Genomic DNA, 18,126 nt, shown 5'->3' with positions numbered 1-18,126 from the left:
ACAAGGGATCAAGCAACTGGCAGCCCGGCCGCTTTCCACTCGGGATACCCCTCTTCGAAACGCCGTATCCGATAACCTAGCTGGCTCAATTGCTGTACAGCTTCATGGGACAGCGCACAGTAGGGCCCACGGCAATATGCGACAATCTCGCGGTCCCTGGGCAACCGGTCCAGCATGTCCTCTAGTTGGTCCAGGGGGATGTTGATGGCCTGCGGAAGATGGCCAGCCTTGTATTCTTCCTCGGGGCGCACATCCAACAATGCCACTGTTCCGCGCTCGAGACTGGCCATCAGTTCGTCGCGTGTCACTGCCTCCAGAGCACCGGCGGCGTCATCATCGGAGAACAGCTGACTGACCAGCCGCTCCATCTCGGCCAGATTGCTCTCGGCCACCTGGCGAAGCAGTGAAAGCAGGGTGACGATACGCTCGTCGGCCAAGCGATAGATCATCTGCTTGCCAGATCGCTTCGCCGTCACAAGTCCCGCACGCCGCAGCTGTTGGAGATGTTGCGAGGCATTGCCCACCGACAATTCCCCGGCCGTCGCCAGGGTCTCGACCGGGGCTTCGGCCTGCGCCAGACGCTCGAGAAGCGCCAGTCGATGCCCATTCCCCAAGGCCCGCGCCACCTTGGCCAGAGTATCCAGTACTTCCTGCTGCGATGTCATATCTGTCCCGCTCGCTCCTTGAAGTTTCAGCCTCCAGTCCGCTTGACAGGCAAGTGCTTTGATTCCATCATTCTATTATTCAATAGAATATAACTAAGTGAACTGTCATGCAAACACTGATCATCATCAATGATCCACCCTATGGCACTGAACGTCTCTATAATGGGCTGCGCTTGGCTCATGCCCTGCTGAAACGCGAGAGCGATGTTACCGTCTTTCTGATGGGGGACGCGGTGTCGGGTGCCAAGCAGGGACAGAAGACCCCCAATGGATTCTACAACATTGAGCGCATGCTCAAACTGGTCACGGCGAAGGGACGGGTCCTGCTGTGTGGAACCTGCCTGGATGCCCGGGGCATTACGGAGGAAGAACTCGTCGCCGGCTCCGAGCGGAGCACCATGGACGCCTTGGCAGAAGCCACGGAGAAGGCCGACAAGACACTCGTCTTTTGAAGAAATTCACGCTTTAATCCCGTTCCACGGAGCGCCTCCTGCATGACGACCACACCCAGAGAAAAGCCCAACGTCGCCATTCTGGTGGTCAGCCAGACTCTGTTCATGGTGGCCTCGATCACCGTAATGACCCTGAGCGGCGTGGTCGGCCAGCAACTCAGCCCGGACCCCAGCCTGGCCACCCTGCCCATTGCCATGATGATTCTGGGCACCGTTGTGTCGACCCTTCCCGCCTCGCTCTTCATGAAACGGGTTGGACGCCGAACTGGTTTCATCACGGGCGCCCTCATGGGCGGCGTTCTTGGCGGGCTGGTCAGTTTCGCAGCCGTCGCTATTGGCGTCTTCTGGCTCTTCTGTACCGGTAGCCTCCTGTTAGGACTCTACCAGGGTTTTGCCATGTACTACCGCTTTGCTGCAGCCGACGTTTCCAGCCCTGCATTCCGCAGCAAGGCGATTTCGTTCGTGATGGCCGGCGGCGTGGCGGCCGCCTTTCTTGGACCGTGGAACGCAAGTCTTGCCAAGGATTGGATTTCGGCTGTTCCGTCGGGCGGACCCTATCTTATGATCGCCATCTTGGCCCTGCTTGCCGTCGGCCTGCTGACGCAATTGCGGATGCCCCCTGGCGGTGAGCCCGATCCCGAGGCAACGTCACGGCCCATGGCCGCCATAGCCAGCCAGTCCAGTTTCCTGGTAGCTGTTCTGGCCGGTGCCAGCGGCTATGCCATCATGATGCTGGTGATGACCGCAACACCACTCGCAATGCGCGCCCGCGGTTTCGATATGGACCAGGTTGCCTTCATCATGCAGTGGCATGTACTGGGCATGTTTGCGCCGTCTTTCGTAACTGGAAACTTGATCACTCGTTTCGGTGTCGGCCGAATCTTGCTGGCGGGCACAGTCCTGCTGGCGGGCTCCTCACTTGTAACCCTGTTCGGGCAAGGGCTTATCCACTTCTGGCTGGCGCTCGTGCTGCTTGGCGTGGGGTGGAACTTCTTGTTCGTAGGTGGCAGTGCTCTACTGGCCGCCGTTCATTCCGAGGCTGAGCGCGGCAAAGTACAGGGCATCAACGATCTGATCATCTTTTCTCTTGTTGCACTCGGCTCGCTGCTGTCCGGTCAATTGCTCCATCGGGTCGGATGGGAGACACTCAATCTGACCATGCTGCCTCTCATCCTTGCCGTAAGCTTGGTCACTATCTGGTGGATGATAACACGACACCCACTTGTCAGCCGACCCGCTGAGTGAAAGGCAAATGGGATGGTGGCTCCGCTCCATCCCGTGGATCGGTGAACTCCATCCTCTGGCTTACCTGGCAAAGACTAGTGGGCGCAGCGATGCGCCACACCGCAGAATGGAATCTCGAATTCATCATTGGCCCCGTTGATTCCTTTGCAGCCCCCCTGAAGGGCGGATAGATTGCCCGATCATGACATCCGCCCAGAGCAGTCCCGAAACGACTCCAAACCAGACGATCGATGACCCGCAGCTGGTGAAACTGGCCGAGCAGCTGCGCGGCGGCAGCCGACGCGCGCTTGGCCGTGCCATCACGTTGGTGGAATCGACGCGACTGGACGACCGGGCGCGGGCCGAAGAACTGCTCCAACTGCTTTTGCCCGAGACCGGAAATTCGGTGCGTATCGGCATTTCGGGCGTTCCGGGGGTAGGCAAGTCCACTTTCATCGAGGCCTTTGGCCTGCACCTGATCGATCAGGGCCATCGCGTTGCCGTGCTGGCCGTGGACCCCTCTTCGCGTCGCACCGGCGGCTCCATCCTGGGTGACAAGACACGCATGGAGCTGCTGTCCCGCGCTCCCGAGGCCTTCATTCGGCCCTCGCCCACCGGACACTCGCTGGGCGGGGTCGCGCGGCGCACGCGCGAGGTCATGCTGCTCTGCGAAGCCGCCGGCTACGATCATCTGCTCGTGGAAACGGTGGGGGTCGGCCAGTCGGAAACCGCCGTTGCCGAAATGGTGGATCTCTTCCTCCTGCTGCTCGTCCCGGGCGGAGGCGATGAGCTGCAGGGTTTGAAGAAGGGCATTGTCGAACTGGCCAACCTCGTGGTCGTGAACAAGGCCGATGGTGAATTGAAGGAGGCGGCCCAGCGCGCCGTGGCCGAATACAAGAGCGCGCTTCGCATGCTGCGCCCCCTGAGCGACAGCTGGCAGGTTCCCGTCCTTTCCTGTTCCGCCCTCGAGAAAACCGGATTCGAGACAGTGCTCCAAGGTATCACAGACCACCTTGAGGCCTTGGGATCCGAAGGACTGACGGCCAAGCGCAACGCCCAGGCCCGCGCATGGATGTGGAACGAGATCGACGAGGAATTGCGCGCCGCCTTCCGTAACGACAGCCGCGTGGCCGCCTTGCTGGAGCAGGCCGAAGCAGAGGTCACCCAAGGCCGTCTGCCGCCTGGTCGCGCCGCCCAGGATCTGCTGCAGGTCTTTCTGGACTCCTCTACGCGGAAGGACCCGCAATGACCACGCTGAGCGCACCCGCCTTTCCCTTTTCGGGCTTCCGCAATGTCCTGTTGCTGGCCATCTGCCAGGCCATCTATCTCTCCTGCGCCATCGTCGGCCTGACGATGACCGGTCTGGCGGGCTCCGAGATGGCGCCGAGTCCGGCCCTTTCGACCGTTCCCTTCACCCTTCTGACCGTGGGCACGGCACTGTCCACCATCCCCGCCTCCTACCTCATGAAGGTCTGGGGCCGCCGGCCCGGCTTCGTGCTGGGCAACCTGGCCGGAGCATTGGGCGGCGGCCTGTCCGCCTGGGCCATCCTCCAGGGCAACTTCCTGCTGTTCTGCTTCGCCAACCTATTTCTGGGCACCTTCCAGGCGACTGCTCTGTACTATCGCTTCGCGGCCGCAGAGGTCGTGGCGCACAAAGTTCGTGCACGAGCCATTTCCTATGTCATGGCTGGTGGCGTGGTGGCCTCGATCATCGGTCCGGTGATCTCGGTCTGGAGCCGTGGCCTGCTGGCACCGGTAGACTATGCCGGTTCCTTCCTGGCCCTGATGGTGCTGGCGCTGGGTGGCAGCGTGATCGCCGCCCTGGTGCGCGTGCCACCCCAGCAGGACAGCGGCGTGGAGGGCAGCGGTCGGCCCTTGCTTGCCATCCTGAAGCAGCCTCGTGCCTTCGTCGCCATCGCCAACTCTGTGGCGGCCTACTCCGTCATGGTCTTCATCATGACTGCTACGCCCCTGGCCGCGGTGCATCACGATCACGGCGTCGACGCTGCCGGCTGGATCATACAGGCGCATGTCTTCGGCATGTTCGCGCCGGCCCTGATCACCGGATCTTTGATCACGCGATACGGCCTGTTCGCGGTGCTGCTCACCGGCTGCCTGCTGCTGCTGGTCAGTGCCGTGGTCGCCATCTCCGGCCTCTCCCTGGCGCACTTCTGGGTTTCCCTGCTGCTGCTGGGCGTGGGCTGGAACTTCATGTTTATCGGCGGCACCACGCTGCTGACCGAGGCGCACCGGCCCGAGGAACGAGCCAAGACGCAGGCGCTCAACGAGTTCATGACCTTCGCCATCGTGGCACTGGCCTCGGGCTCGGCCGGTGCCGCCTTCTACACGGCCGGCTGGACTGCACTCAACCTGGCAGTCCTGCCGTTCCTGATGCTGACCGGCCTGCTGACCATCCTGTTCCGCGCGCGCCTGCCCCTTCCGGAAGGTAAAACGACCTGAAGGGATGGCGACCAGCCCCAAGGGACGTTGATGCGCCCGCAGGACTGGATTAGAGTTTTGCCCGACGCTCGTCTCAGGCGAGCGCGCCATCCTTCATCGCATTCAAAGCTGCAGGACACTTTTCCACCATGTCTTTCCTGGCCTCCCGTCTGTCGCGCATCAAGCCCTCTCCCACCATTGCCGTCACCCAGAAGGCGCGCGAGCTGAAGGCCGCCGGCCGTGACGTGATCGGGCTGGGCGCCGGAGAGCCGGATTTCGACACCCCTGACAACATCAAGCAGGCGGCAATCCGCGCCATCGAGGCCGGCGATACCAAGTACACGGCCGTCGACGGCACGCCGGCGCTCAAGGAGGCCGTGGTCGATAAGTTCAAGCGGGACAACGCGCTCAGCTACAGCACCGAGCAGATCACGGTAGGCACAGGCGGCAAGCAGATCCTCTACAACGCGCTCATGGCCACGCTGGATCCGGGCGACGAAGTGATCATTCCCGCCCCCTACTGGGTCAGCTATCCGGACATGGTGCTGCTGGCCGAGGGCGAGCCGGTGATCGTGCCCTGCCCCCAGAACAACGGCTTCAAGCTGCTGGCCGAGGACCTGGAAAAGGCGATCACGCCCAGGACCAAGTGGATCATCCTCAACAGCCCTTCCAATCCCACGGGAGCAGGCTATACACGCGACGACATGAAGGCGCTGACCGACGTTCTGGTACGTCATCCGCATGTCCATGTCATGACCGACGACATGTACGAGAAGCTGGTCTACGACGATTTCGAGTTCTGCACCCCGGCCCAAGTGGAGCCCACCCTTCACGAACGGACACTAACCGTCAACGGCGTCTCCAAGGCCTATTGCATGACGGGCTGGCGCATCGGCTTCGCCGGCGGTCCGAAGGAGCTGATCAAGGCCATGGCCAAGGTGCAGTCCCAGTCCACGTCCAATCCCTCGTCGGTCAGCCAGGCGGCGGCCGTCGAGGCGCTATCCGGCCAGCAGGACTTCATTGCCGAGAACAACCGCGTCTTCCGGGAACGCCGGGATTTGGTGGTCGAGGCGCTGAATCGCTGCGAGGGACTGTCCTGCCCGCGGCCGGAAGGGGCCTTCTATGTCTACCCTTCCTGTTCCGGGCTCATAGGCAAGACGACGCCCCAGGGCAAGACGCTGGAAACCGATGAGGATTTCGTGACCTACCTGCTGGAAAGCGAAGGTGTTGCCGTGGTCCAGGGAGCGGCTTTCGGTCTCTCTCCGCACTTCCGCATTTCCTATGCCACCGCCACGGAGGCGCTGGAGGATGCCTGCCAGCGGATCGAACGCGCCTGCGCTGCACTTTCCTGACCCTGTAAACCGGCCCCGCTCCAAGAACAGGGGTCCGCAATGGTGAAGGGCCTCGCCCCGAGACTCCGCATTCGTGCCGCCTGGCGCGCTCTGCGGAGCCGCAGTATCGCCCTCAAACTAGCCGTAAGACTGATCGTGGCCGGGGTGCTGGGCCTCCTGGTGGCGCGCCTGCTCAACGTTCCTCAGGATTACTGGATCGTCATTGCCGCCCTGCTGGTGGTCCAGGGCAGCGTCGGGGCCACACTTGTGACCGGCCGTGACCGCATGATCGGCACCCTTTTCGGCGCACTGGCCGGTGGTCTGGCCGCCCTGCTGCTGCAGCCGGAAAGCGTGGAGGAGCGCAGCCTGGCGGTAATCCTCACCCTGGCACCGCTGGCCGTGCTGGCGGCCTTTCGTCCGCCCATGCGCATTGCGCCTGTCACCGCGGCCATCGTCCTGCTGGCCGATCCCAGCCACACCCACATCGTGGAATCTGCCGCCTTTCGTGTGCTTGAGATCTTCCTCGGAACGCTTATCGGCTTCGCCGTCTCGCTGTTTGTCCTGCCCTCGCGGGCGCACAAGCAGTTGACCCTCAAGGCGGCCCAGGGACTGCGCCTGATGGAGGACCTGCTGCACCGCTACGAAGACTCTTTCGGGCAACAGCCGCAGCACAGCCTGCTGGATCCCCTGCACGAACGGTTGAGATCCACCCTGGCCGAGGTCGAAGCCACAGTGGACGAAGTGCGCCGCGAACGCGCCAACCGCATGGCGGAGGCGCCCGATCCGGAACCACTGGCACGCAATCTGCGTCGCCTGCGCAGCGACGTGGTCTTCATGGGACGGACTCTCGTGCAGCCCATGCCGTCGCCAATCCTTACACGTCTGGAGCCGGTATTCGAGGAGGTGGCGGAAACCATTCGCAGCCACCTGCGCCAGGCCGCACGGGCCTATGAAATCGCCGGTCCGCCGCCCTCCCTGGACGACGTCGAGGCCGCACTGGAACATTTCACACAGACACTGGAACAGATCCGCCACGAGCACCTGACCCAGCCGCTGCCCACCACCGACCTCGGGCAAATCTATGCCCTGCCATTTACGCTGGAGAATTTTCGCGAGAACCTGCGCGACCTGGATGCGCGCATCGCCGAACGCCAGTCAGAGCTGCGCACGGAACCGGACAGAAAACCGCCCGCCGAACCCACCGGAAACTGAGCTCCTGCCGGGCGAATGCGTTTCTCCTTCCGGCCGCCTTTGTTTCACCCCCACTGGGTGATAGGCTGACACCATCGTTCGAGAACCCATGGAGAAGACTTTCGTGTCAACAAAACAGCCCGCACCCGGCTGGCTACAGCCGGTGACGGACTATATACCGCTTGCGCTCTTCCTGATCGCCTACCTGACGACGGATATCCTTACCGCAACGGCGGTGCTGATATTCGCCACGTTGCTGGCGCTGGTGCTCTCCTATTCCGTCGCCCGCAAGATCCCGGTGCTGGCCCTGTTAGCCGCTGGTGTGGTAGCGGTCTTCGGTGGGCTGACGCTGTTCTTCGAGGATGATCTCTTCATCAAGATCAAGCCCACCATCGTGCAGATCCTCTTCGCCGTGGTCCTCTACGGCTCCTATCTCTTCGGTCGCCCCGTGCTCAAGCTGGTGCTGGGCACCGCCTTTCCGCTGAAGGAAGAGGCCTGGCGCCCACTGACCATCCGCTTCTCGGTGTTCTTCCTGGTCATGGCAGCCGCCAACGAGGTCATCTGGCGCACCCAGTCCACAGATTTCTGGGTCGCCTTCGACACCATCGGCCAGATCGTGATCACATTCATCTTCATGATGACCCAGGTCCCCTTCCTGCTGCGCCACCAGCTGGACGAGAATACCGAAACCCAGGATTCCTGACCTGAGTCGCGCCGCCTACACCACGTTCAGTTCGCGGATCGGCCGGTTTTCCAGCAGGCGTGCATAGAAAAATGGCGAGAGGTCCAGGCTTCGCCACTCGCCATGGATCACGATCTCGCTGAGACCGCGCCCCACGGCCGGGCTCTGTTGCAGGCCGTGACCGCTGAAGCCGTTGGCGAAGAGGAAATTCGTCACCTCGGGATGGGGCCCCAGAATGGCATTGTGGTCGAAGCTGTTGACGTCGTAGTGCCCCGCCCAGGCGCCGGTGGGACGGATAGCCTCGAAGGCGGGCACCCGCTCGGCCAGCAGGGGCCAGAGCCGTTCCTCGAACAGGCCATGGTCCACTTCCAGGTCGTCGCAATCAGGGTCTTCCTCGCCTTCACCCGGGGAGATTCCGGTGATGAAGCCGCCGCTTTCGGGACGGAAATAGAGCCCGCTGGGGTCGATCACCAGCGGGCAGCCCGGCAGATCCTCACGACAGTCGAAAACGAAGACCTGGCGCTTGCGCGGATGGACGGGCAAGGCCTCGATCCCTGCCAGGGCAGCAATCTCAGCGCCGCGAATCCCCGCCGCATTGACCAGCCAACCGCAGGACAGGCTGTCTCCGCTGGCCAGTTCGACCGAGGCGACACGGCCGCCATCGAGAGAGAGCCCCGCAACCGCATCTTCGAGGTATGTCGCGCCCAGCTGTCGGGCCTTGCGGCGGAAGGCCTGCAGCAGGGCGTAGGGATCGAACCAGCCTTCCTGGGACAGGCCCAGCGAGCCGCCCACCAGGTCATCGACACGCATCCAGGGAAAGCGCTGCTGCAACTCGGCTGCGGTGAGCAGCGCGTTATCGGCTCCTTCGCTCTGCTGAATCCGATGATTGCTTTCCATCACCTCCCGGCCGGCCTCGGTGGCCAGAAAGAGATAGCCGCGTTCCTGGAAGCCGACATCGGGAACCTCCCCCTCCACGGCAAGGTACGTCCCGATGTTACGCAGAAACTCGGCCCCGAACTGTGAAATGCGAACATTGATCGGCGTGGAGAACTGCTGGCGAATGGAGCCGGCCGAACGCGCCGTTGCACCGCTCTGATAGGTCAGGTCCCGTTCGACCACGGCCACACGCCCCTGGAAATCCGGATCGGCCAGCAGAAAATAGGCGACCGCACTGCCGATCACGCCCCCACCGGCAATCACCACATCGTAGCTGCCCGTCGAACTCCGACCGTTTCCGCCTGGCTGAGCTGTCACTCTTGAACTCCCTGGCTTGTGTCGGCCCGCCGGCCGACGGCTCCCTGTAAGGAGCCCTAGAAAGCACAGCACACGATGGTGTTCAACGCGCTTCCCCACCCCCATCCTCGGAGCTGTCGTCCTCACCACTTTCCTCCGTGGGGTGCTCGACGGGAATTTCCTTTGGCTTTCCGTGACCCGCCTTCTTGCCTGCACCTTCCTGCTCGGCCCGGCTGGTCATGGGCACCGGTTCTGCCGTCTCCTCGGCCTCGCTGTGCACCACATGGGCAGGTGGTGCCAGACCCTCCTTGTTCTGGCCAAAGAACAGGGTCGTGTGCGGGAAGGGGATCTCGATACCGCGCTCGTCGAAGACGCGCTTGATCCGGCGGTTGAACTCGCGCCGGATTCCCCATTGCATCAATGGCTTGGTCTTGAAGCGGCCGCGGACGATCACGGCAGAATCATCGAAGCGATCCAGGCCGAAAATCTCGAACTCACCGACGATATTGCTGGCGAAGGGTTCATCCTCCCGCATGCCGTCGGCGACCTCCTGCATGATCTCCATGACCTGATCCACGTCCTCGCGATAGGCGACGCCCAGGTCGATCAGGGAATAGGCGAATTCCTTGCTGTAGTTCTGGATGGTCGAGACCTGGCTGAAGGGCAGGGTATGCACGTTGCCTTCCAGGTCGCGCAGCTCGATCGTCCGGATCGTCAGCTTTTCGACCGTGCCGGTGTGCTCGCCCAGGGTCACCACATCGCCCACCCCCATGCTGTCTTCCAGCAGGATGAAGACGCCCGTGATGATGTCGTGCACCAGGGTCTGCGCCCCGAAGCCGATGGCCAGGCCGATGACACCGGCACCGGCCAGCAGCGGTGCGATGTTGAGGCCCAGTTCGGAGAGCACGATGAGCGCCACCATGACGATGAGCACGATCCGCAAAGCATTGCGCATCAGGGGCAGCAGCGTCTGGATACGCTGGCTGTTCTCGCCTTCCACCTTCCGCTTCAACTGGTTTTCCGCCACGACCGAAAAGACTTCCCAGACGACGAAGGCAATGCCCATGATCAACAGGATCGACGTCACCGTACCCAGCAGGCCATGCCCCGCGTCGGTGGCCAGCCAGGCGAAGGGCGAGGCGCCCCAGACCTCCAGCAGCATGAGGAGGGTCAAGAGGCTCAGGACCGTATTCAGGATGCGGTGGAAAACCGGCAGGTAGCGATTCGCCCGCAGCTGTAACATGGGGTAGGTTTCGCTGAGTCCCGCGTTCAGCCGGAAACTGCGCTCCACCAGCTTGCCGATGAACTGGGAAAGCAAGCGGGCCGCCACCAGAACGACCAGCGAAAGGGCTGTGGCCCGAGCCAGGAAGAAGAACCCACCCGGCACGTCCATCACCCAGACCACGAAAATGCCCAACAGGTAGACGATCGCCAGCACGTGCCAGACATCCGCCAGCCGGGCCCGCACACCGGCAAGACGGCCGCCCTCATCCGGCCGGCCGCGCAGGCGGTTCGCCACCGGCACACGAATCTGCAGGACAAAGACAACCGCCAGAGCGGCGAGCACCAGCCCCAGAATTGTCAGGAGCAGTTCATAGGCCGCCGGATCCAGGCCCAGAAGCAGCAGTCCATCCAGGATGAAATATCCATAGACCGCCGGGACGGTGAAGCGACGCAGCCAGAGATAGCCATAGGTCGCACTTTCGTCATGGAGCGGCAGCAGGCGCAGGCCGGAAACGCCCGGAGAGAGGAGCAGTCGCCCGCCGGCCGAGATGACTCGTGAAAAGACATTGGCGTTGATAAGGGCCAGCGCGACCAGGCGCGTGATCTCCCGCGGTTCGCTGAGCAGCAGCACGCCGTAGGCCACGGCAGCGAACACTGCAATCGGCACGATGTCCAGCAGCGTGCGCAACAGCAGGTAGAGCACCCGAATGAGCCAGGAATCCCCCGAGCGATCCTCCAGGATTCGCCGTGGCCGTGCGAGAAGGCGTTTGATCAGGAACTCACCCAGCAGTCCGGCCGCAAAGACCAGCAGCAGCTTGCCGACGATTTCCAGAACACGCTGGACCGCATCCCTGTCCTGCAAGTCCTCGGCGGCCTCGAAGAGGGCTGATGGCAACTCCGTAAGGGCACCGCCGGCCTCCACAAGCTGGTCCGACAAATCCGCCACGGAGCCCGAAACGACCCCGAGCATCTGGGCACCCAGCCCGCCTTCCTCGCTTGCCGCGGCCCGGCTCTCGCCGTCTTGCCCCGTTTCATTCGTCCCAGCATCCTGCGAAGTGGAAGTGCCCTCGCCCTCCTGTTGCGTGCGGGCCTCCATCATGGCCTGCAGCTGACGGATCAACTTCTCACGTTCTTCCGGGCTCTCGAGAGTCTCCACCAGGCTGCGCAGATCCTCTTCCGAAACAGGTTGCCCTTCCTGCCCGGAAGCGGGTCCGGACCCCGTCCCGCTCTCGGCTTCAGTACCGGTTGCAGGGCTCTCGGATGACTGCGCCCAGGCAGGAGAGAAGCTTGCGGAGCCGACCGAACATGCAATAAGCAAGACCCCCGCAAGAATGACGGGTGAAAGGAGTGTTCTGATCTTTTTCATGATGCTTCAGCTGCCGCTCCCTGCCGCGCAGTCAAGTCCGTTGCTCGTGAATTGCCCTTTTTCGGCAGCGCCCAATCGACTATGAAACGGGCAGGATCGCAAGAGGGCATGGAAAAAAAGGTGTCACTGAAACGCGAATCACTCCTCGCGCAATACAAGCAGCGGGTCGAACGGGATGAGCTGGCGGCCGACGCCGCTCAGGAGAAAGCGGCCCACCGCCTTCAGAGCCTCCACGACGCCTTGACGGACTATCGGCCGGCACGACGGAAAGGTGGCCTGAGGTCCATGCTCGGTCTCGGGCGCGCCCCCAGGCAGCCGCCGACGGGTCTCTATCTGGCCGGCGGCGTGGGCCGGGGCAAGTCGATGCTCATGGAACTGTTCTTCGAAACAGCCCCGGTCGCCCGCAAGCGGCGTGTCCACTTCCATGCCTTCATGGGAGAAATCCATGACCGCTTGCATGCACACCGCCAGGACAGCGACTCCCCCAAGTCCGATCCCCTGCCCACCGTGGCACGAGAGGTGGCCGAAGACGCCTGGCTGCTCTGTTTCGATGAACTCGTGGTCGAGAACATCGCGGACGCCATGATCCTGGGTCGGCTGTTCGAGACGCTGTTCCAGGAAGGCTGCGTGGTGGTGGCCACTTCCAACTTTGCCCCCGATCGACTTTACGAAGGCGGCCTGCAACGCGAGCGCTTTCTGCCCTTCATCGATCTTCTGAAGCAACATCTCGAGGTCTATGACCTGAGCGCCGGACGCGATTACCGCCTGGATCGGCTGCAGGAGCAGCCCGTCTACTACAGCCCGCTGACACCCGGCAACCGCGAGGCACTGGAAGAGATCTTCTCGGAATTGACCGACGGAGGCGAGAGCCAGACGGAAACCCTGACGGTCAAGGGCCGCAAGCTGGCGATCCCGGCCGCCGCACACGGTGTCGCGCGGATGTCCTTCCGGGACCTCTGCGAACGCCCCCTGGGGGCCGCGGACTACCTGGCGCTGGCCGAGCGTTACCATACCCTCGTTCTTTCAGGCGTGCCCTGCATGAGCGCGGACCAGCGCAATGAGGCCCGTCGCTTCATGCATCTCGTGGATGCGCTTTACGAGAACAGCGTCGTGCTCTTCGTCACCGCAGAGGCTGCACCGGAGGCGCTCTATCCCGAAGGCGACGGCACCTTCGAATTCGCGCGCACGGTCAGTCGCCTGCAGGAAATGCAGTCCCGCGACTACATCGCCGAGGCCCGTCGGCTGCGCGCCCGTGAGCACCTCGATGAGAGCCCGGTCGACAAGCTCACCCAGGAAGCCATGTAATTCTCGACCCCCGACAGGCAGTGCGTACGTATCCCCACCGCTACGGGCGGTTCATTGACTTGCCTCCTGCAGCGCACTAAACCAGTTTTGTTGTATCGCCTGGGTTCGGGGCGATCACCTGGAACGAGGGGGAATAGCATGTCTGCCGACCATCGCCCGCTTTCACCGCACCTACAGGTCTACAAGCCGCAGCTCACCTCGGTGATGTCGATCCTGCACCGGCTCACGGGTATTGCGCTGGCCGTGGGCACGCTCCTGCTGGTCTATTGGCTGGCCGCGGCCGCCGGCGGGCCTGAAAGCTATGCAGCCGCTCAGGCCTTCATTGCCTCGCCCATCGGACTGATCCTGCTGTTCGTCTGGACGCTGGCCTTCTTTTATCACCTCTGCAACGGCATCCGACACCTCTTCTGGGATGCCGGGTATGGCTTCGAATTGCCCACCGTCTACAAGTCTGGGTGGGCGGTTCTGATCGCGACGGTTGTTCTGACACTCCTGAGCTGGGCCATCGGCCTGGCGGTCATGTAAGGAGGCCGGTCCCATGAATCTGCGCAGTCCGCTTTCACGCGTGCGTTATCTCGGCTCCGCCAAGGACGGCACCCAGCACTGGTGGGCCCAGCGGCTGAGCGCGCTGGCCCTGATCCCGCTCAGCATCTGGTTCGTGGCCTCCGTCCTCTCCCTGATCGGGGCGAGCCACCAGAACTTTGCCCTCTGGGCCGGCGGGCCCTTCACGGCCTCGCTTCTGATCCTTCTGATTCTGGCCACCTTCTATCACGCCTGGCTTGGACTGCAGGTGGTCGTCGAGGACTACGTCCATTCGTCTGGCCTGAAGCTGGCGCTCTTGCTCCTGATCAAGGCAGCCTGCATCCTGCTGGCCACCATCGGCGTGATTTCGGTCCTGATCCTGTTGTTCCAATAAACGCAAAGAATTCATAAAGGCGAGATACGATGCCAGAGGCATACACGAAAATCGACCACACCTATGACGTGGTGGTGGTCGGCGCCGGCGGAGCCGGCCTGCGCGCCACGCTGGAACTAGCTCGCGCCGGTCTGAAGACGGCCTGCATCTCCAAGGTCTTCCCCACCCGCAGTCACACCGTGGCCGCCCAGGGGGGGATTTCCGCGGCGCTGGGCAACATGGGCGAGGATGACTGGCGCTGGCACATGTACGACACCGTCAAGGGCTCGGACTGGCTGGGCGACCAGGACGCCATCGAGTACATGACCAAGGAAGCCATTCCGGCCATTATCGAGCTGGAACACTACGGCGTCCCCTTCAGCCGCACCGAGGCCGGCAAGATCTACCAGCGGCCCTTCGGCGGCATGACCACCGACTACGGCAAGGGAACGGCCCAGCGCACCTGTGCCGCCGCCGATCGCACGGGGCACGCCATCCTGCACACGCTCTACCAACAGTCCCTGCGCAATCACGCGGAATTCTTCATCGAATACTACGGCCTCGACCTCATCATGGAAGATGGGGAATGCCGCGGGGTGGTGGCCTGGAACCTGGACGACGGCACAATTCACCGCTTCCGCGCCCACCGCGTCATCCTCGCCACCGGCGGCTACGGCCGCGTCTACTTCTCCTGCACCAGCGCCCACACCTGCACCGGCGACGGCAACGCCATGGTCCTGCGTGCCGGACTGCCACTGCAGGACATGGAGTTCGTGCAGTTCCATCCGACCGGCATCTACGGCGCCGGCTGCCTGATCACCGAAGGGGCACGTGGCGAGGGCGGATATCTGACCAACGCCGAGGGCGAGCGCTTCATGGAACGCTATGCGCCCACGGCCAAGGACCTGGCCAGCCGCGACGTGGTCAGCCGGTCCATGACCATGGAGATCAACGAGGGTCGTGGCGTCGGAGCGAACAAGGACCATATCCACCTGCACCTGGAGCACCTGGACCCCGAGGTCCTGCACCAACGCCTGCCCGGTATCTCCGAGTCGGCCAAGATCTTCGCTGGCGTGGACGTGACCAAGGAACCGATACCGGTCCTGCCGACCTGTCACTACAACATGGGCGGTATTCCGACGAACTATAACGGAGAGGTCCTGACGGTGAAGGACGGCGATCCCAACACCGTGGTCCCCGGTCTGATGGCGATCGGGGAAGCTGCCTGCGTCTCCGTGCACGGCGCCAATCGCCTGGGCTCCAATTCGCTGCTGGATCTCGTGGTCTTCGGTCGGGCCGCCGGCAAGCGCTGTGCGGAAACCCTGAAGCCCGGGGAATCCCATCGCCCTCTGCCGAGTGACGCGGACGAGATGTCGCTGTCCCGCCTGGATCACTTCCGCAATGCAAAGGGTGAAACGCCCACGGCGGCCCACCGCCTGGACATGCAGAAGGTGATGCAGACCCATGCCGCCGTCTTCCGTACCGGCGAAATCCTGGCTGAGGGCAACAAGAAGCTGGAGGATGTCTGGGCCCGCCGCAAGGATATCTCGGTCTCCGACCGGTCCATGATCTGGAACTCGGATCTCATGGAAACGCTGGAGTACGACAATCTGATTTATCAGGCGGTGGCCACCATGGATTCCGCCGCCGCGCGCGAGGAAAGCCGTGGCGCACACGCCCGCGAGGATTTCCCCGATCGCGACGACGAGAAGTGGATGAAGCATTCTGTGGTCTGGGTCGACGAGAACGGCAAGGCCCGTCTGGATTCCCGTCCGGTCCACATGCAACCGCTGACCAACGACGTGCAGACCTTTCCTCCGAAGGCCCGCGTCTACTAAACTCCGTTCAACGAGAATTACTCAGGCAGATGATCGATGGTTGCTCTCACGCTCCCCGCCAACTCCCGGATCAAGGATGGCAAGACTTGGCCCGTTTCAGGTGAAAAGCCGAAGAATCTCAAACGATTCAAGGTCTATCGCTGGAATTCCGATGATGGCGGCAACCCCCAGGTCGACACATACGAGGTGAACCTCGACGAGTGCGGGCCGATGGTCCTCGACGCTCTCATCAAGATCAAGAACGAGATCGACCCGACCCTCACCTTCCGACGCTCCTGTCGCGAAGGGGTCTGCGGCTCCTGCGCCATGAATATCGACGGCACGAACACGCTGGCCTGCACCCTGAATCTGGAAGAGGTGGAGGGCGACGTGAAAATCTACCCTCTGCCCCACATGCCGGTGGTCAAGGATCTCGTCCCGGATCTCACCCACGCCTATGCCCAGCTGGAATCCATCGAACCCTGGCTCAAGACCAGTACGCCGGCGCCGGAACGCGAGCGCCTGCAATCTCCCGAGGATCGGGAGAAGCTGGACGGGTTGTGGGAGTGCATTCTCTGTTTCTGCTGCACAACGTCCTGTCCCAGCTACTGGTGGAACGGCGAGCGCTATCTGGGTCCGGCCATCCTGTTGCAGGCCTATCGCTGGATTGCCGACACGCGTGACGAGTTCACCGGCGAGCGGCTCGACCAGCTGGAAGATCCCTTCCGGCTCTATCGCTGCCACACCATCATGAACTGTACGCGCACCTGCCCCAAGCACCTCAATCCGGCAAAGGCCATCGCCGAGATCAAGAAGCGGATGGTGGAGCGCAAAGGCTAAGAGGGACGTCGGAGGCGAAATGCGCCTGTCTATTGCAGGGGAATTTCGCCTTCCACCACATGGGGCTCGTCCAACCCGTCCAGGGTCAGGACCATGCGGGCCTTCACTGGGCCCTCGGATATACGTCCGGACTCAAGTCCCTCACGCACCGTTTCCTCGATGACCTTCTGCGAGGTCACGCCAACGCGCTTGAGGAACTTGCGCAGCTCCATGTTGAAGGCATCCTCGTCCATCATCTCTTTCACCTTTCATTCAGATAGCAGACCGGCAGGCTGTCATGCCCGTCAAAAGGCTATAGGCCTGTCGTCCTGCTTGTGATATGTCCCGGTCATCATGAAACATTACCTTGATTTCGAAAAGTCCGTCGCCGAACTCGAGAACAAGATCGAGGAATTGCGGCATCTCTCCAGCGACAGCGACATCAATATCGCGGAAGAGGTTACCCACCTGCAGAACAAGGCGGAACGCGAACTCAACAGCATCTACAGCCGGTTGTCGCCCTGGCAGAAATGCCAGGTAGCCCGCCATCCCGAGCGCCCGCACGTTCGGGACTACATCTCCGCACTGGTCGAGAACTTCACGCCGCTCGCCGGGGATCGTCTCTATGGCGAGGACCAGGCCATTGTGGGCGGCCTCGGCCGTTTGCGCGGACGCAGCTGCGTCCTGGTTGGACAGGAGAAGGGCCACGACACCGGCAGCCGTGTGGCCCACAACTTCGGCATGGCCCGTCCCGAAGGCTATCGCAAGGCCCAGCGCCTGATGAACATGGCGGAGCGTTTCAAGCTGCCCCTCGTCACCCTCGTGGACACGCCGGGCGCCTATCCCGGTGTCGGTGCAGAGGAGCGGGGCCAGGCAGAAGCCATCGCGCGCTGCATGGAGCTCTCCCTGGGACTTTCCGTACCTGTGATCTGCGTCATCATCGGGGAAGGCGGCTCCGGCGGTGCCATTGCACTGGCCTCGGGCGATCGTGTTCTCATGCTGGAGCATTCGATCTACTCGGTGATCTCGCCGGAAGGTTGCGCCTCCATTCTCTGGCGCTCGGGCGATCAGTCCAAGGAGGCCGCGGAAGCCCTGCGGCTGACAGCACAGGACCTGGAAAAGCTGGGCGTGATCGATCAGCTGATCCGTGAACCCATCGGCGGTGCCCATCGGGCCCGCACCGAAACCATCCGCGCCGTGGGTCAGGCGATTACGGACGGCCTGAAGCAATTGGACGGCAAGGACGCCGACACCCTGCGCAAGGAGCGGCGCGACAAGTTCCTGGCCATGGGCCAGAAGGGTCTGTCCTGAGCCCGTTCAGGACCGCAATCCGACTTTTCAGGTTACAGCAAGGCTCACTAGGCTGCATACTCATAAACGGGATTCCCAAATTGGGTGATTTATGATTCCCCTTTGTCCTCTGTAGAGCAAGCTACGGAGGACAGATGAGCCGGCGGCGTTACGAACTGACGGATTACGAATG

17 protein-coding genes are annotated in these 18,126 nt (G+C 62.6%); 13 read left to right on the top strand and 4 right to left on the bottom strand.

Annotation, left to right across the window (positions count from 1 at the left end; genetic code table 11):
* Positions 1 to 8: 8 nt before the first annotated feature.
* A complete protein-coding gene (locus tag ACFOW6_RS09530) occupies positions 9 to 665 on the bottom strand; it encodes an ArsR/SmtB family transcription factor (RefSeq protein WP_382422128.1) in 657 nt (218 codons plus the stop codon).
* Positions 666 to 772: 107 nt separating this feature from the next.
* Between ACFOW6_RS09530 and ACFOW6_RS09525 the strand changes: the two genes are divergently transcribed.
* From ACFOW6_RS09525 to ACFOW6_RS09495, 7 genes are all read left to right on the top strand, one after another.
* Positions 773 to 1,117: a DsrE/DsrF/TusD sulfur relay family protein gene (locus ACFOW6_RS09525; protein WP_382422127.1), complete on the top strand. Its 345-nt coding sequence runs from the start codon at positions 773 to 775 to the stop codon at positions 1,115 to 1,117.
* Positions 1,118 to 1,159: 42 nt separating this feature from the next.
* Entirely contained in the window at positions 1,160 to 2,362 is a 1,203-nt protein-coding gene (locus ACFOW6_RS09520) for an MFS transporter (RefSeq protein WP_382422126.1), read from the top strand.
* Positions 2,363 to 2,543: 181 nt separating this feature from the next.
* The gene (meaB, locus tag ACFOW6_RS09515; RefSeq protein ID WP_382422125.1) at positions 2,544 to 3,590 is read left to right on the top strand and encodes a methylmalonyl Co-A mutase-associated GTPase MeaB; all 1,047 of its coding nucleotides are present in this window, start codon (positions 2,544 to 2,546) and stop codon (positions 3,588 to 3,590) included.
* On the top strand, positions 3,587 to 4,801 hold the full coding sequence (locus ACFOW6_RS09510) for an MFS transporter (protein WP_382422124.1): 1,215 nt from the start codon (positions 3,587 to 3,589) through the stop codon (positions 4,799 to 4,801). The genes meaB and ACFOW6_RS09510 overlap by 4 nt, the downstream gene beginning before the upstream one ends.
* Before the next feature lie 128 nt (positions 4,802 to 4,929).
* Complete coding sequence (locus ACFOW6_RS09505; RefSeq protein WP_382422123.1) at positions 4,930 to 6,132, top strand: aspartate transaminase; 1,203 nt, start codon at positions 4,930 to 4,932, stop codon at positions 6,130 to 6,132.
* Positions 6,133 to 6,171: 39 nt separating this feature from the next.
* Positions 6,172 to 7,323 carry an FUSC family protein gene (locus ACFOW6_RS09500; RefSeq protein ID WP_382422122.1) on the top strand — a complete coding sequence of 384 codons (1,152 nt, stop codon included), beginning with the start codon at positions 6,172 to 6,174 and terminating at the stop codon, positions 7,321 to 7,323.
* Positions 7,324 to 7,426: 103 nt separating this feature from the next.
* On the top strand, positions 7,427 to 8,005 hold the full coding sequence (locus ACFOW6_RS09495) for a septation protein A (protein ID WP_382422121.1): 579 nt from the start codon (positions 7,427 to 7,429) through the stop codon (positions 8,003 to 8,005).
* A gap of 15 nt (positions 8,006 to 8,020) precedes the next feature.
* Here the strand turns inward: ACFOW6_RS09495 and ACFOW6_RS09490 are convergent, their stop codons facing one another.
* Positions 8,021 to 9,238, bottom strand: a complete 1,218-nt coding sequence (locus tag ACFOW6_RS09490; RefSeq protein ID WP_382422120.1) for an NAD(P)/FAD-dependent oxidoreductase — start codon at positions 9,236 to 9,238, stop codon at positions 8,021 to 8,023.
* 82 nt (positions 9,239 to 9,320) lie between these two features.
* Positions 9,321 to 11,597 carry a mechanosensitive ion channel family protein gene (locus ACFOW6_RS09485; RefSeq protein ID WP_382422119.1) on the bottom strand — a complete coding sequence of 759 codons (2,277 nt, stop codon included), beginning with the start codon at positions 11,595 to 11,597 and terminating at the stop codon, positions 9,321 to 9,323.
* Between the two features lie 318 nt (positions 11,598 to 11,915).
* Here ACFOW6_RS09485 and zapE point away from each other — a divergent pair, with 318 nt between their 5' ends.
* The 5 genes from zapE (at position 11,916) to ACFOW6_RS09460 (ending at position 16,664) form a co-directional block, all read left to right on the top strand.
* Positions 11,916 to 13,112 (top strand): cell division protein ZapE, encoded by a 1,197-nt coding sequence (gene zapE, locus ACFOW6_RS09480; protein ID WP_382422118.1) that lies wholly within the window; start codon positions 11,916 to 11,918, stop codon positions 13,110 to 13,112.
* Positions 13,113 to 13,250: 138 nt separating this feature from the next.
* Entirely contained in the window at positions 13,251 to 13,637 is a 387-nt protein-coding gene (gene sdhC / locus ACFOW6_RS09475; RefSeq protein WP_382422117.1) for a succinate dehydrogenase, cytochrome b556 subunit, read from the top strand.
* A 13-nt stretch (positions 13,638 to 13,650) separates the two neighbouring features.
* Positions 13,651 to 14,028: a succinate dehydrogenase, hydrophobic membrane anchor protein gene (gene sdhD, locus ACFOW6_RS09470; RefSeq protein ID WP_382422116.1), complete on the top strand. Its 378-nt coding sequence runs from the start codon at positions 13,651 to 13,653 to the stop codon at positions 14,026 to 14,028.
* A gap of 29 nt (positions 14,029 to 14,057) precedes the next feature.
* Complete coding sequence (gene sdhA / locus ACFOW6_RS09465) at positions 14,058 to 15,845, top strand: succinate dehydrogenase flavoprotein subunit (RefSeq protein WP_382422115.1); 1,788 nt, start codon at positions 14,058 to 14,060, stop codon at positions 15,843 to 15,845.
* A 36-nt stretch (positions 15,846 to 15,881) separates the two neighbouring features.
* Positions 15,882 to 16,664, top strand: coding sequence for a succinate dehydrogenase iron-sulfur subunit (locus ACFOW6_RS09460; protein WP_382422114.1), 783 nt, complete (start codon positions 15,882 to 15,884; stop codon positions 16,662 to 16,664).
* Positions 16,665 to 16,693: 29 nt separating this feature from the next.
* On the opposite strand, the gene ACFOW6_RS09455 is transcribed toward ACFOW6_RS09460, so the two are convergent.
* The gene (locus tag ACFOW6_RS09455; protein ID WP_382422112.1) at positions 16,694 to 16,900 is read right to left on the bottom strand and encodes a DUF6494 family protein; all 207 of its coding nucleotides are present in this window, start codon (positions 16,898 to 16,900) and stop codon (positions 16,694 to 16,696) included.
* A 97-nt stretch (positions 16,901 to 16,997) separates the two neighbouring features.
* Between ACFOW6_RS09455 and ACFOW6_RS09450 the strand changes: the two genes are divergently transcribed.
* Positions 16,998 to 17,954, top strand: a complete 957-nt coding sequence (locus ACFOW6_RS09450) for an acetyl-CoA carboxylase carboxyltransferase subunit alpha (protein WP_382422111.1) — start codon at positions 16,998 to 17,000, stop codon at positions 17,952 to 17,954.
* Positions 17,955 to 18,126: the final 172 nt, after the last annotated feature.

Source organism: Fodinicurvata halophila (genome assembly GCF_042651425.1).
Lineage (GTDB): Bacteria > Pseudomonadota > Alphaproteobacteria > Kiloniellales > DSM-21159 > Fodinicurvata > Fodinicurvata halophila.
Note: the sequence above shows the minus strand (reverse complement) of the source record. Positions and strands in the feature narration are given on the sequence as shown.

Excerpts from the sequence above, each read along its gene's own strand:
- sdhD (WP_382422116.1), top strand. The coding sequence starts at position 13,651 with ATGAATCTGCGCAGTCCGCTTTCACGCGTGCGTTATCTCGGCTCCGCC.
- ACFOW6_RS09520 (WP_382422126.1), top strand. The coding sequence starts at position 1,160 with ATGACGACCACACCCAGAGAAAAGCCCAACGTCGCCATTCTGGTGGTC.
- ACFOW6_RS09525 (WP_382422127.1), top strand. The coding sequence starts at position 773 with ATGCAAACACTGATCATCATCAATGATCCACCCTATGGCACTGAACGT.
- ACFOW6_RS09510 (WP_382422124.1), top strand. The coding sequence starts at position 3,587 with ATGACCACGCTGAGCGCACCCGCCTTTCCCTTTTCGGGCTTCCGCAAT.
- ACFOW6_RS09460 (WP_382422114.1), top strand. The coding sequence starts at position 15,882 with ATGGTTGCTCTCACGCTCCCCGCCAACTCCCGGATCAAGGATGGCAAG.
- ACFOW6_RS09500 (WP_382422122.1), top strand. The coding sequence starts at position 6,172 with ATGGTGAAGGGCCTCGCCCCGAGACTCCGCATTCGTGCCGCCTGGCGC.
- ACFOW6_RS09455 (WP_382422112.1), bottom strand. The coding sequence starts at position 16,900 with ATGATGGACGAGGATGCCTTCAACATGGAGCTGCGCAAGTTCCTCAAG.
- ACFOW6_RS09450 (WP_382422111.1), top strand. The coding sequence starts at position 16,998 with ATGAAACATTACCTTGATTTCGAAAAGTCCGTCGCCGAACTCGAGAAC.
- zapE (WP_382422118.1), top strand. The coding sequence starts at position 11,916 with ATGGAAAAAAAGGTGTCACTGAAACGCGAATCACTCCTCGCGCAATAC.
- sdhC (WP_382422117.1), top strand. The coding sequence starts at position 13,251 with ATGTCTGCCGACCATCGCCCGCTTTCACCGCACCTACAGGTCTACAAG.
- sdhA (WP_382422115.1), top strand. The coding sequence starts at position 14,058 with ATGCCAGAGGCATACACGAAAATCGACCACACCTATGACGTGGTGGTG.
- ACFOW6_RS09505 (WP_382422123.1), top strand. The coding sequence starts at position 4,930 with ATGTCTTTCCTGGCCTCCCGTCTGTCGCGCATCAAGCCCTCTCCCACC.
- meaB (WP_382422125.1), top strand. The coding sequence starts at position 2,544 with ATGACATCCGCCCAGAGCAGTCCCGAAACGACTCCAAACCAGACGATC.
- ACFOW6_RS09530 (WP_382422128.1), bottom strand. The coding sequence starts at position 665 with ATGACATCGCAGCAGGAAGTACTGGATACTCTGGCCAAGGTGGCGCGG.